Consider the following 14292-nt stretch of genomic DNA (forward strand, 5'->3'; position numbering starts at 1 on the left):
GATCTCAGCAAACTAAGAAAAGTTTTTTATGAGTGCACCCAACCGCGTTGCTCATTTTTCAAGACTAAAGAAAAATAAGCCGCTCAATTAAATTAAAAGTTCAGCATTTCCCATCAATTTCAAACTGCAACAATAAATCCCATGTTAAACTATCGAGCGGTTTTTGCAGGGACTCATTTATGCACTTTGTTCATCTTGGTATTCATACAGAATTTTCGATTACTGAATCCATCGTACGTATACCTGATTTAGTCAAAGCTGCTGAGAAAGAGCAAATGCCTGCCCTTGCTCTCACCGACTTGTCCAACCTGCATGCCGCAGTAAAATTTTATGGAAAATGCCTAGGCAAAGGCATTAAACCGATTTTAGGTTCAGAAATTCGCCTGAATGATGCCGAACATCGTATGACCTTACTGGCCATGACCAATAAAGGTTGGCGTAACCTGACTGAGCTGGTCTCCGAAGGCTTTATTCGCGGACAGCAACTGGACATTCCGTGCATACAAAAAGAATGGATTCTGGAGCAGTCCGACGACATGATTGCCCTGCTTGGCATACAGTCCGATGTTGGAAAAATGCTTATTACCTCCAATCCACAAAAAGCTGAACCACTATTAGAAGAATGGATTGAAAAATTTGGGAATCGTGTCTATTTAGCACTTAGCCGTACCAATCGTCCAGATGAAGATAACTTCATTCTTGAGGCGGTTAAGCTGGCCAAAAAGTACAATATTGGGGTCGTGGCACATAATGATGTGCATTTTATGACCCGCAATGACTTTGAAGCACATGAAGCGCGTGTATGTATTGCAGATGGCTATGTTCTGGGCGATAACCGCCGTCCCAAAACTTATTCACCTGAACAGTACTTTAAATCTGCCGAGGAAATGACCGAACTTTTCTCGGATATTCCTGCAGCAATTGAAAACACCTACCATATTGCCAAGCGCTGTAATGTAACCTTGCAACTGGGCAAATACTTTCTGCCGGATTATCCGATCCCTGAAGGTCATACCATTGATACTTACTTTGCACATTTGTCTAAAGAAGGTCTCGAAGAGCGTCTGGACTTCCTTTATCCGCCTGCAGAGCGTGACGAGCACTGGGCAGAAATCCGTAAGCCTTATGATGAGCGGATTGAATATGAAATCAACATCATTAACTCGATGGGTTTCCCTGGCTACTTCCTGATCGTCATGGACTTTATTCAATGGTCCAAGAGCAACGGCGTACCGGTAGGCCCGGGTCGTGGTTCAGGTGCGGGTTCACTGGTGGCCTATAGTTTAAAAATTACCGACCTGGATCCGTTACGCTACGAGCTGCTGTTTGAACGCTTCCTGAATCCGGAACGTGTGTCAATGCCCGATTTTGACGTAGACTTCTGTATTACTGGTCGTGACCGGGTGATTGACTATGTTGCACGCACTTATGGCCGTGACGCGGTGTCCCAGATTGCAACCTTCGGTACCATGGCTGCCAAAGGGGCAATTCGTGACGTCGCACGGGTACTAGGCAAATCTTATGGTCTGGCAGATCGGATCTCTAAACTGATTCCAACCAAACCGTTGGGTCTAACATTGGAAGAGTCGCTGGAAGCCGAACCCCAACTCAAGGATGTGGTGACCAATCCCTCGAATCCTGACTATGATGATGCTTCTGAGATCTGGGAAATGGCTCTCAAACTTGAAGGCATTACCCGAAATACCGGTAAACACGCCGGTGGTGTGGTCATTTCACCGACCAAGATTACCGATTTCTCTGCGGTCATGTGCGATGCTGATGGTACCGGACGCGTGGCACAGTTCGATAAGGACGATGTTGAATCTGCCGGTCTGGTGAAGTTTGACTTCTTAGGCTTGCGTAACCTGACCGTGATTGAAGATGCGGTCAAGAACATCAATAAACGCATTCAGAGTGAAAAACCGCTGGATATTGCCTATATCCCGCTAGATGACAAAGACGCCTACCTCGTATTTGCTAATGCCAACACCACCGCCGTCTTCCAGTTTGAATCTGTCGGCATGAAAAAGATGCTGAAAGAGGCGCGTCCTAGTAAGTTCGAAGAAATTATTGCCTTTGTATCTTTATACCGTCCTGGTCCGATGGATCTGATTCCTGACTTTATTCACCGGATGCATGGTGGCGATTTTGAATATCTGCATCCCCTGTTGGAAGGTGTCTTGGAACCGACCTACGGAATTATGGTGTATCAAGAACAGGTGATGCAGGCTGCGCAGTACTGTGCCGGTTATACCTTGGGCGGTGCGGACTTGCTGCGCCGGGCAATGGGTAAGAAAAAGCCTGAAGAAATGGTCAAACAGCGTAAAATCTTCATTGAAGGCGCTGCAAAAAAAGATATTGATGAAGCCACCGCCAACCATATCTTTGACTATATGGAAAAGTTTGCCGGCTATGGTTTTAACAAATCACATGCGGCTGCTTATGCTTTGGTGGCCTATCAGACTGCCTGGTTAAAAGCCCATTATCCGGCTGAGTTTCTGGCAGCAGTCATGTCCTCGGAAATGCAGAACACCGATAACGTGGTCTTCCTGATTGACGACTGCCGTAAAAACAATCTGGAAGTGTTACCACCTTCGGTCAATATGTCGATTTACCAATTCCATGCCATTGATGAAAAAACTATTGTGTATGGTCTAGGCGCGATTAAAGGCGTGGGCGAAGCGGCAATGCAATCGGTGATCAACTCACGTAACGAGCAAGGCCCTTATAAAGACCTGTTTGATTTCTGTCACCGGATCGACCTGAAGAAAATCAATAAACGAACTCTGGAAGCGTTGATCCGTGCGGGCGCACTGGACTGTCTGGGAATTGAACGTGCAGATTTGATGGTACAACTGCCTCAAGCCGTTCAGGCAGCAGAACAGGCACGTTCAAACCGTGAAACTGGCATTATGGACCTGTTTGGTGAAGTTGAAGAAGTTCAGCGCAAGCCATCTAAACCGGTCAAACCCTGGTCAGATGAAGTCCGTCTTAAAGGTGAAAAAGACACGCTCGGCCTGTATCTGACCGGTCATCCGATTGATGTCTACCGCAATGAACTGAAAGCCTTTGTGCCTGCACAAATTAATGAATTAACCCCCACACGCCGTGGCGTAACCACGGTCTTTGCCGGGCTGGTGGTAGATGTGGCGAACTTCCCGAACCGGATGATGGTTACGCTGGATGATGGTACGTCACGTATTGAAATTTCTACCAACCATGAACGTTTCCAGCGCTTTAAAGAGATTGTCCAGGTCGACAAAGTGGTAGTCATTGAAGGCGAAATTTATGAGCGTGAAGGTTTTGACCGCCCACTGGGCCGCTTGACCAAAGCTTTTAGCTTAAATGAAATCCGTCAGAAACGTGCTAACAGTATTAAAATCACCCTGACTGCTGAACACCAGAGCAAAACACTGGCACGTGATTTACAGCAGATCTTACAGCTTTATACGGATGTAGACATGAGCACGCATATTCCGGTGATTTTATATCTGGATTATGACTATGCCAGTACTGAACTGCATTTGGGCCTCAACTGGAAAGTTGCGCCGCTGGATGAACTGCTCATAAAGCTGCGTGATTACTTTGGTAAATCGGCCATTCATATTGAATATCAAGTTAAGTCCAAAGCGGCCAGAGCCGTCTCTTATGAAGAAGCCAAGCCTGTCGAAGTGCCGCCACCACCTGCCGATATGAGCATCGAGGATGCTATGGACCTGTATCAGGCGGAAAATCAGGCCCAATATTCGTAATTTCATTTAAAAACATTCACAATTGGAAAGTTCATGAGTCAAATTGACAATGCTACCGTTTCAGCACATCTCTCCCATGTGCGTATTGTCATGGTCAATACCACCTTACCTGCCAACATTGGCAGTGCCTTACGCGCCATGAAAACCATGGGCCTGTCCAAGCTGGTTCTGGTGGCACCGAAAACCTATCCGCATCCGGATATTGACGCGCTGGCCGCGGGCGCAACTGACCTGATCGAGCAGATCGAAATTGTAGAAACCCTTGAAGATGCCATTAAAGACTGCCAGATTGTATTCGGTACCAGCGCACGCAGCCGCACCATTCCCTGGCCCTTGCTGGATGTCAGGCCAGCTGCAAGCAAAGCCCTCACTGCGGTTACACAAGAGCAGAATGAGGTTGCGATTATCTTCGGTCGTGAAGATCGGGGGCTGACCAATGAAGAATTGGCGATGGCCAATTATCACTTAACCATTCCTGTGAATAAGGATTATGGTGTTTTGAACGTCGCTCAGGCGATTCAAATTATTTGCTATGAACTTCGTATGGCAGCCATGGAACAGGTTGAACATCCACAAGATCCTAAAGCCACCATGCAAGTGATTGATGGTATTGAAATGCAATGGGACGAGCCGCTGGTGACACATGAGCACATGGAGCAGTTCTATCCGCATTTGGAAAAAATGTTGGCAGAAATTGAATTTATGGATCCAAAAAATCCCAGATTATTGCCTTTACGCTTGCGTCGCCTTTTTGGACGTATACAATTAGATCGTATGGAATATCATTTACTTCGTGGTATTTTTAGTCGTGTTCAGGCTCTAAATAACGGGACTTGGAAAAAATCTTCAAAGACATTACAACAGAATGAGGATCAAAACTAATGCTAAAACAGCTCAAAGAAGATATAAAAGCTGTCTTTGCGCGCGATCCTGCAGCACGCAATACACTCGAAGTCTTAACCACCTACCCTGGTATTCATGCCCTGATCATGCATCGCATGGCACATGAACTGTGGAACAAAGACTGTAAAGGAACGGCGCGTGCCCTGTCTTCATTTAGCCGCTTTGTCACAGGAATTGAAATTCATCCGGGGGCAAAAATTGGCCGCCGCTTTTTTATTGATCATGGCATGGGCGTGGTCATTGGGGAAACTGCAGAAATTGGTGATGATGTCACGCTTTATCATGGGGTAACACTGGGGGGTACGACCTGGAACAAAGGGAAACGTCATCCTACCCTGGAAGATGGTGTGGTGGTGGGGGCCGGAGCAAAAATTCTGGGCCCTTTCACTGTCGGTAAAAATGCCAAGGTCGGTTCTAATGCCGTAGTGACCAAGCCGGTACCAGCCAATACAACGGCAGTCGGTAACCCGGCACGTTTCATTACCAAAGACAAACCAAAAAATGATAGCGAAAGTCGCCGTCGTGACTATGCAGAGAGTATTGGCTTTCTGCCTTATGCAGCCACTGAAGAGCAGTCTGATCCGATTCTGGAAGGAATGCGTGTACTGCTGGATCGAATTCAGCAAAATGAAAAACGCATGAATAACTTATGCAACCGCCTGTCTCTGCTTGATCCATCGTTTAAAAAGCCACTTGATGAATCACCTTTGAGCAAGGAAGAGCTTGCAATTCTGGAAGAAGCACGACGGGAATGTGAAGCACAAAGCAGTCAGTCCAAAGCCTGACCATACGCTTAACTTTGTAACATGCAATGACTTGCATGATTCTAACAGTTTTCATAGACTGGCGATCATGTGATTTTTAAACCAGCTATTTTAAAAAATAACACAAATGGACGGATATTATGACTCTTAAGCCCTTGGCGCTTGCTTGCTTAACCCTGACTTTAACTGCATGTTCAACCATGTCACAGAAACCAGCACAGAAAGCGACAGATGCAATTGTATTTGTAGAACCAGCACTTACACCACCATTTTATGCTTTAAATCCTTTCAACTATAACGAACCACCTCCGTTTGAAGTCCATCTGCAAAAAGCTGCAGCCCAACCTGTGACCAAAATGGTTGTGAGCGACCCGAATGATCCCTCTAAAAAGATCACGCTAGATGTCAATAAGCTGATCATTCCATTAGTCGACAGCAAGGCCTCTTCCCTGCATTATGCCACTCTTGCACAGGACAATGAGATCGACATTACAGAGGTGGATGATTTTCTGCAAATGGTCGAAGGCAAGGCTCGCCATTATCCGCCTCGCTTTACGGACCGTCAGGAACGTCGTGGTTTTGAAGCAAAATTACGTGAAGTTTCCCAGCATCTGGATACGCTCGCCGCACGTGAAAATGCCTCTTTCGATGTATTGATGCGTGCCTTTAAAGCCAGTGTGATGGCGCGTAACCTGGATCTGGGTTCTGTCTATACCACGAAATCCCTGACCTATGCACAGCGCATTCTTCGCCTGAATCAGGATGATCCTGAAGTGAATTTCTGGTTTGGCTTTGGCTTGTCTGAAGGGGGTGGTCACCGTGAAGCAATTCCATATCTGGACAAGGCCATGAAGGCTGGTGTGCAGGAAGCCTATCTGTCGGCAGCAAATAATTATATTGCCCTGGAGCAGAAGAAAAACGCGATCCAAACGTTGAAAAATTACAAAATCAAATATCCGCAAGAAGCTGAAGTTGCAGACCGCCTGATCATGGAGGTGGAGAAAAACGGCCGCTGGAACGTTTGGCAAGTGATGCAAACTGCAACGCCTGCACCAGCTGCCAAGACGCAATGATCGGCTTGTTCTTTTAAACCTCTCATAAAAATAGACTGCTACGGCAGTCTATTTTTATGGAAAAATCAGTAGAATACAGAATATTATGGTTTCAAGAATTTAAATGAGTCTGCAAACGGTATGCATAAAAAAATAACTAAAAAGCTTCTGCTGTGCACCCTGGTCATGAGTAGCCTACTCAGTGGCTGTCAGGTCGTCAGTGTTAAGGAGCAGGCAATTAATGTCTCGATTAGCAATGAGCGCGACAGTATTCTGACCCGAGATAAACTCAGTGAAGCCAGTCTGAATGTTTTGTCCATGACCGGACGAGAGGCACAAATCTGTATGGATCAACCTGACGAATGTGTGGCAGAGCTGAAAAAAATCCCGCAGATTCTGGATGAGCAATTACTTTCTACTTCGAGTGAATTATATCTGGCTAAATCTTTGCAACTTGGCAAATCGGCAGAATGTACCACCAGCGCCCTGGCGAAAACCCGTTCTGAAGAAAAACAGCAACTTTACAAGCAGAACCAGCAACAATGTCAGGAACAGCAATTACTGATGCTGGATAAAAGCATTCGCTACAGCTATGCCTACCTATTTCAGACTGAGCGTGCACCACAGGAACGGATTTTTGATAACCGGCAGGTCCAAATCCGGGATTTTTATAACCTCGCAATCGCACATCTGATTCATATTTATGCCGAGCGGCATGAAAGTAAAGAAGCCGGCCAGCGCCTGCAGGTGGGCAAGAGTGTCTATACCCTTAATCTGGACAATTTCCCACAGCTGAAAAATCAGTCGATTGAAAAGTTGATGTCCACCTATAACATGAACTTTTTCGGCTTACGTTCGATTACCCGCCGTGATGGTTTTGGTTCCGAATTTCTCGCAGTCTTGCCGGAAGAAAAAACCTCGCAAGAAGACAAAAAGTATCTGGCTGATCCGCTAAAACATCAATACCGCAATGGTTTTAACCCGAACATTCATTCGGCACGCTATCTGGCGACAACCATTACTGCTATTCCGCAATTCACCCATTCTGTTGAGCAGATTTTAAATAGCTCTCATTTTAACTTGAATCTTTATGATCCTTATAAATATGAAAAAATTAAGGTCGCAAATAAAGAATATGCTTTAGCTGCAAATTTTTCTGCTCCTTACGGTCTCTGGCTGGCGGAAAACAATCTCGGGCGTATGGCCTATCTGACGCTGATTGATCGTGATGACAATCTGATGATGCCGCATCTGTATATGCTGGAGCCTTATAATCCCAACAAAAAAGTTCTGGTCTTAATTCATGGCTTGGCCAGCAGTCCGGAAGCCTGGATTCGTCTGACTAACGACATTATGGGTGATCCGGTTTTAAGAGAAAACTTTCAGGTCTGGCAGGTGTTTTACTCCACCAATATGCCAATTCTGGAAAGCCGTTACCAGATTTATGCCCTGCTCCAGCAAAGTTTTTCCCGTCTCAACAATCATGCACCCGCCAAGAAGGAAGCGGTGCTGGTCGGACATAGTATGGGCGGTGTTATTTCCCGCTTATTGGTCAGCCAGGCAGATATCAGTCAGTCTGCATTTAACACTGTGAAAAACACTCAGCTGATCAAGTTCCGCAATAATCCTCTATTTAAAGCACGTTTAGAAATGCGGCCTATTCCAAATTTCAGTCGTGCCATTTTCTTGGCGACTCCGCATGAAGGAACCGAATATGCAGACCGTTGGCATACAAAGCTGGCCCGTAAGATTATCCGTATTCCAAGTGCTTTTCTAGGGGCTTTTGCTGATACAGTCCAAGGTGAAGTTGGTTTAAGTGATTTTGTCCATGAAATGGGCCATGAGCTGATTCAGAATGGGCCTAGCGATTTGAGTGAAAATTCAAGATTTATGACTCTGACCAAAGGCATTCAACCTCCTCCGGGTTTTAAATTTCACTCCATCATCGGTAATACAACGGACAGTGAGGATGTGAATCACATGTCTGATGGTATTGTGTCTTATCAAAGTGCCTATCTTGAAGGGGCGGCTTCCAGTAAAACGATCAAGGGCGGCCATTCGATTCAGGAGACTCCGGAAGCAGTGCTTGAGCTACGCCGACTGCTCAGATTACATCTGGTCGATTTAGGTCTGTACCATCCTGATCAATGATCGGTTAAATTAAAAGAGCTGCCTATAGGCGGCTCTTTTTTGGGTTAATATTCACCTACTAGAATGATAAATCTGGTTTGAGCTTCAACCAAACTATAAAATTGATCATGTAGGCTTGGGCAAAACGATGTATGAAAGAGAGGGAGTATAGGGGGATAGCTGATCCCCCTATACTTTTAGCTTTTTAATGGACCACCAAGACTAAATCCATATTTCTCACCTGTTTACCAGGGTTCATTAAAACTTGCTCAATCTGACAATCTTGTTCAGCCTTAATCGCAAGCTCCATTTTCATGGCTTCAATGGTAAATAATGTATCGCCTTTTTTCACAGACTGACCGGACTTTACAGGAACCGTACTGATCATCCCCGACATCGAAGCACCGATATGTTTCGGGTTCGACTGGTCTGCTTGTGGATGAGCGCTGGTTTCTTTCTGATTCGCCTGTCTCACCTGAATCAGACGTAATTGTCCATTCAGCTCCACAAACAGATCAATGATTCCCTCTTTTGCTTCCGACCGTCCCAACAGTTTAATTTCAAGTGTTTTACCACGTTCAATTTCTATCTCAACCGGAGTCTGCTCTTTCAAGCCATAAAAGAAGGCTAAAGAGGGAATGCTTGAAGTCGTCCCATATTTCTGTTTGTGCTGCATAAAGTCGCTAAAGACTTTCGGATACATGAGATAGGATGCCAGTTCCTGTTCGGTGATCACCTGACCAAAGAGATTTTCAAGCCTGTTTTTTTCACTCTCCAGATGAACAGAGGGCATAACAGCACCCGGACGATCACTTAAAGGCGCTGTACCTTTTAAGACCTTGTGCTGTAATGCTTGCGGAAAACCGGATGCCGGTGTCCCCAGCTCCCCTTTAAACAGTGAAACTACGGATTCAGGGAAATTAATCTCAAGCTCCGGATTATGAATGTCTTCAGGCTTGAGATTGTTGGACACCATATACAAAGCCATATCCCCGACCACTTTAGAAGTTGGGGTAACTTTAATAATGTCACCAAACAGCAAGTTGACTTGTGCATAGGCATTCGAGACTTCCGACCAGCGTTCTTCAATGCCCAGCGAACGCGCCTGTTCACGCAGATTGGTATACTGACCACCCGGCATTTCATGATGATAGACATCGGCTGTACCCGCTCGCATATCTGCTTCAAAGGGTGCATAGATATGACGCACGCCTTCCCAGTAAGTGGAAAGTTGTTGCAGGTTGTTTTGATTGAGTCCGGTATCCCGATCAGTGTTTTTTAGTGCGGCAACAAGCGATCCCATGCCGGGCTGTGAAGTCAGGCCGCTCATGGCATCCATAGCGGTATCAACCGCATCTACACCCGCATCAATGGCAGATAGAACACTGGCCGCAGCAATGCCACTGGTGTCATGGGTATGAAAATGAATCGGTAATCCGGTTTCTTCCTTCAATGCCTTGATCAGCTCACGTGCTGCAGCTGGTTTGCATATACCAGCCATATCTTTGATGGCCAGGATGTTAGCCCCTGCCTTTTGCAATTGCTTTGCCATCTCAACATAGTAGTTGAGGTTATATCGGCGGTTGTGGTCAAAAATATCACTGGTATAACAGATTGCGGCTTCACATAGCATACCGGATTCTCTTACCGCATCCATGGCCACCCGCATATTGTCGACTGCATTCAGCGAATCGAATACCCGGAACAGGTCGATACCACCTTGCGCTGCCTGTGCAATAAAGTGGCGAACTACATTATCTGGATAGTTAGTATAGCCCACTGCATTCGATGAACGGAGCAGCATTTGAAATAGAATGTTCGGCACAGCTTCACGTAGTCGAGCCAGACGTTCCCACGGATCTTCTTTTAAAAAACGCATCGACACATCGAAGGTTGCCCCGCCCCAACATTCTAGCGAAAACAGCTCGCTGGCCATCTGCGAATAATACGGTGCAATTACCAGCATGTCTGCCGTACGCATACGGGTTGCAAACAGGGACTGGTGAGCATCACGCATGGTGGTATCGGTGACCAGCACACGCTTTTGATTCAACATCCATTCAGAAAAGCCTTCTGCACCGAGTAATTTAAATTGATCTCGGGTTCCGGTCGGAATTGTCTGACTCAGTTGAAATGCCGGTAACTGTGCGGGCGCTGGAAATGCAGCAGGAAGTGAGCGGCCTTTTAGCTCCGGCTGTCCATTTACCGTCACATCGCCTAAAAACTCCAGTAATTTAGTGGCACGATCCTGTTTCGGTTTGAACTGGAATAAGTCATGTGTGGTATCAATAAACTGGGTGGTACATGTGCCTTGAGTGAATAAAGGATGCATTATGACATTTTCTAAAAATGCCAGATTATTAGACACGCCACGGATACGGAACTCCCGTAATGCGCGTAGCATTCGTGCATTGGCCTCATCACTACTCGCACCACGCACTGTCACTTTGGCCAGTAAAGAATCGTAATAGGGAGTAATCACCGCACCTGTATAAGCGGTTCCGCTATCTACACGCACCCCAAAACCGGTGGCGCTACGAAATGCTGTCAGGCGTCCATAGTCCGGCATAAATCCATTTTTAGGGTCTTCAGTCGTTAGGCGGCATTGTAGCGCATGACCTAATAACCTGATTTGTTGCTGAGATGGAATAAAGCTGTTGCCATCTCCGACTTTAGCGCCTTCAGTCACCTTGATTTGTGCTTTGACGATATCAATACCGGTGATTTCTTCAGTAACCGTATGTTCGACCTGAATACGCGGATTGACTTCAATAAAGTAGAAAGCCTCCGTTTCAGCATCCATTAAAAACTCAACTGTCCCAGCATGGGTATAATCGACAGCACGAGCCAACCTTAAAGCGGCTTCACACAGTTTGTTCCTTTGCTCAGTAGACAGATAAGGTGCAGGCGCCCGCTCAACGACCTTTTGGTTACGTCGCTGTACCGTACAATCACGTTCAAACAGATGGACGATATTACCGTGCATATCTCCTAAAATCTGTACTTCCACATGCCGTGCCTGACGAATCAGTTTCTCTAAATATACCTCATCATTACCAAATGCCGATCTGGCTTCACGCCGTGCAACCAAAATCGCCTCTTCCAGCTCGCTTTCCTGTTCAACCACCCGCATGCCGCGGCCGCCTCCGCCCCAGCTGGCTTTGAGCATCAGCGGATAACCCACCTCGGCAGCAAGCCGTTGACAGTCTTCCAGTCCTTCAGGTAAGGCCTTGGTTGCCGGTATCACAGGAACACCCGCAATAATCGCCACATTGCGCGCCATCACCTTATTACCCAATTGACGCATCACTTGCGGTTTAGGACCAATAAAACGAATTCCGGCTTGGTTACAGGCTTCAGCAAATTCAGGATTTTCAGACAAGAAGCCATATCCAGGATGAATGGCATCGACTCCGGCCTCCAGTGCAATACGGATAATATCTTCAATATCCAGATAAGCTGCGATGGGCTTTTTTCCTGCGCCTACACGATAAGCTTCATCTGATTTAAAGCGATGTAGGGCAAATTTATCTTCTTCTGCATAAATTGCAACGGTACGAATTCCCATCTCTGCTGCCGCACGCATGACACGAATGGCAATTTCACCACGGTTTGCAACCAATATCTTATTAATTTGTTTCATGTTCCTTCACGCATTTGTTAATACCTGAGTGATTCAAATTTTGCTGAAGACAAAAAGGTAAAATTTGAATTTTCAGGTTTTCTCCTACCGATTATTCAAGAGCAGCTAAACGATAAACAAGCCTGCAACTATTGATCTGATACAGCCAATAGGTCGGTTTAGCTTATTTAAAAAAACCAGCTATTGAATATTGAATGGTGTTAACGCTACTTATAGCGGTGGAATGCGAATGTTTCCTTCCATTAACACACGCGCACTTCGGCTCATGATGGCCTTTTCAATCACCCATGTACCATGATGCTGCTTCGCTTGAGCGCCAACGCGTAATGTGCCAGAGGGATGACCAAAACGGACAGCATGGCGTTCACCGCCTCCGGCAGCCAAATTGACTAGAGTACCGGGAATACAAGCAGCTGCTCCAATCGCAACTGCAGCAGTGCCCATCATGGCATGATGCAGTTTACCCATCGACAAAGCACGTACCAGCAAATCAATCTCATCCTCTGACACCTGCTTACCACTTGAAGTCGTATAATTTTTCGGTTCAGAAATAAAAGCAATTTTAGGGACATGCTGGCGGGTGGCGGCTTCCGAAATATCTTTAATCAATCCCATTTTGACAGCGCCATGGGCACGAATTTTTTCAAAACGTGCCAGTGCCGTGGCATTACTATTAATATGATCTTGTAATTCGGTGCCGTGGTAGCCTAAATCTTTGGCATTTAAGAAAATAGTGGGAATGCCGGCATTGATAAAGGTTACTTGAAAACTGCCAATATCCGGAACATCGAGCTGGTCAACCACATTCCCGGTAGGAAACATATCGTCGCCTTCTCCATCAGCCGGGTCTAAAAATTCAATTTGCACCTCAGCTGCCGGAAAAGTTACTCCATCCAGCTTAAAGTCTCCCGTTTCCTGAACCTGGCCATTGCTAACCGGCACATGTGCAATAATCGTCTTTTGAATATTTTTCTGCCAGATTCGAACAGTACAAATCCCATTCTCTGGAATACGGGATGCCTCAACCAGACCATTCGAAATGGCAAAAGACCCCACCGCAGCAGTTAAATTACCGCAGTTTCCACTCCAGTCTACAAAAGGCTGATCTATAGACACCTGGCCAAACAGATAATCGACATCATGCTCTGCTTGAGTGCTTTTAGAAAGAATGACAGTTTTGCTGGTACTCGATGTTGCACCGCCCATACCGTCAATTTGTTTACCATAAGGATCCGGGCTTCCCATTATGCGCAGTAAGAGTTGATCTCTTATTGCGCCTTCAATTTGAGCTTGTTCCGGCAAATCATCCAGCTTAAAAAATACACCTTTACTGGTTCCACCACGCATATAAGTGGCTGGAATTTTTAGTTGTGGCTTATGATCCATTTAAGCATCCTCAAAATTATTTGACCCATGAATAGCTCTAGGCTGTTTGATTCATCAGGCTGCTTTTGCTGCTAAAAAGTCTTGTGCAAAGCGCTGCAATACTCCACCGGCTTCATAGACAGACACCTCTTCCTCAGTATCCAGACGACAGGTCACCGGGACTTCAATAATCTGATTCTTGCCATCCTCAGTGGAACGCTCAATCACTAAAGTCAGGTCAGAACGCGGTGCAATATTCCCCATCACGCTATACAGCTCCGTCCCGTCCAGCTTCAGGGTCTTACGATCCGTGCCCGGTTTAAACTCCAGCGGCAATACTCCCATACCGACCAGATTGGTACGGTGAATACGCTCAAACCCTTCTGCTACAATCACTTCCACCCCGGCAAGACGCACCCCTTTGGCCGCCCAGTCACGGCTTGAACCCTGACCATAGTCCTTGCCGGCAATAATGATCAGCGGCTGTTTGCGGTTCATATAGGTTTCAATCGCTTCCCACATCCGCATCACTTCACCTTCCGGCTCCACCCGTGCTTTTGAACCCTGTTTGATGCTGCCGTCAGAACGCACCACCATTTCATTAAACAGTTTCGGATTGGCAAAGGTTGCACGCTGCGCCGTCAAATGGTCACCGCGGTGCGTTGCGTAAGAGTTGAAGTCTT

General features: G+C 46.2%; 7 protein-coding genes and 1 pseudogene. 5 read left to right on the forward strand and 3 right to left on the reverse strand.

All coding sequences use genetic code 11. The features are described from left to right. Positions 1-179 precede the first annotated feature (179 nt). The 5 genes from dnaE (at position 180) to E2K74_RS12365 (ending at position 8622) form a co-directional block, all read left to right on the forward strand. Positions 180-3752 (forward strand): DNA polymerase III subunit alpha, encoded by a 3573-nt coding sequence (gene dnaE / locus E2K74_RS12345; RefSeq protein ID WP_151207937.1) that lies wholly within the window; start codon positions 180-182, stop codon positions 3750-3752. 33 nt (positions 3753-3785) lie between these two features. Then, entirely contained in the window at positions 3786-4634 is an 849-nt protein-coding gene (locus E2K74_RS12350) for an RNA methyltransferase (RefSeq protein WP_151207939.1), read from the forward strand. Beyond that, complete coding sequence (gene cysE, locus E2K74_RS12355) at positions 4634-5440, forward strand: serine O-acetyltransferase (RefSeq protein WP_151207941.1); 807 nt, start codon at positions 4634-4636, stop codon at positions 5438-5440. Before E2K74_RS12350 ends, cysE begins: the two co-directional genes overlap by 1 nt. A gap of 119 nt (positions 5441-5559) precedes the next feature. After that, a complete protein-coding gene (locus tag E2K74_RS12360) occupies positions 5560-6492 on the forward strand; it encodes an ABUW_2363 family tetratricopeptide repeat lipoprotein (RefSeq protein WP_151205434.1) in 933 nt (310 codons plus the stop codon). 120 nt (positions 6493-6612) lie between these two features. Continuing rightward, positions 6613-8622 (forward strand): esterase/lipase family protein, encoded by a 2010-nt coding sequence (locus E2K74_RS12365; protein WP_171480681.1) that lies wholly within the window; start codon positions 6613-6615, stop codon positions 8620-8622. A 184-nt stretch (positions 8623-8806) separates the two neighbouring features. Here the strand turns inward: E2K74_RS12365 and E2K74_RS12370 are convergent, their stop codons facing one another. From E2K74_RS12370 to E2K74_RS12380, 3 genes and pseudogenes are all read right to left on the reverse strand, one after another. After that, positions 8807-12244 carry a pyruvate carboxylase gene (locus tag E2K74_RS12370; protein ID WP_151207945.1) on the reverse strand — a complete coding sequence of 1146 codons (3438 nt, stop codon included), beginning with the start codon at positions 12242-12244 and terminating at the stop codon, positions 8807-8809. 210 nt (positions 12245-12454) lie between these two features. Continuing rightward, positions 12455-13630 carry a 2-methylaconitate cis-trans isomerase PrpF gene (prpF, locus tag E2K74_RS12375; RefSeq protein WP_151207947.1) on the reverse strand — a complete coding sequence of 392 codons (1176 nt, stop codon included), beginning with the start codon at positions 13628-13630 and terminating at the stop codon, positions 12455-12457. Positions 13631-13684: 54 nt separating this feature from the next. After that, positions 13685-14292: pseudogene (locus E2K74_RS12380) on the reverse strand (Fe/S-dependent 2-methylisocitrate dehydratase AcnD); the annotation flags it as partial.

The organism is Acinetobacter sp. RF15B, assembly GCF_007558235.1.
Classification (GTDB): Bacteria; Pseudomonadota; Gammaproteobacteria; order Pseudomonadales; family Moraxellaceae; genus Acinetobacter; species Acinetobacter lwoffii_C.

Coding starts and splice junctions, on each gene's coding strand:
- E2K74_RS12350 (WP_151207939.1), top strand. CDS start 3,786: ATGAGTCAAATTGACAATGCTACCGTTTCAGCACATCTCTCCCATGTG.
- E2K74_RS12360 (WP_151205434.1), top strand. CDS start 5,560: ATGACTCTTAAGCCCTTGGCGCTTGCTTGCTTAACCCTGACTTTAACT.
- cysE (WP_151207941.1), top strand. CDS start 4,634: ATGCTAAAACAGCTCAAAGAAGATATAAAAGCTGTCTTTGCGCGCGAT.
- dnaE (WP_151207937.1), top strand. CDS start 180: ATGCACTTTGTTCATCTTGGTATTCATACAGAATTTTCGATTACTGAA.
- E2K74_RS12370 (WP_151207945.1), bottom strand. CDS start 12,244: ATGAAACAAATTAATAAGATATTGGTTGCAAACCGTGGTGAAATTGCC.
- E2K74_RS12365 (WP_171480681.1), top strand. CDS start 6,613: ATGCATAAAAAAATAACTAAAAAGCTTCTGCTGTGCACCCTGGTCATG.
- prpF (WP_151207947.1), bottom strand. CDS start 13,630: ATGGATCATAAGCCACAACTAAAAATTCCAGCCACTTATATGCGTGGT.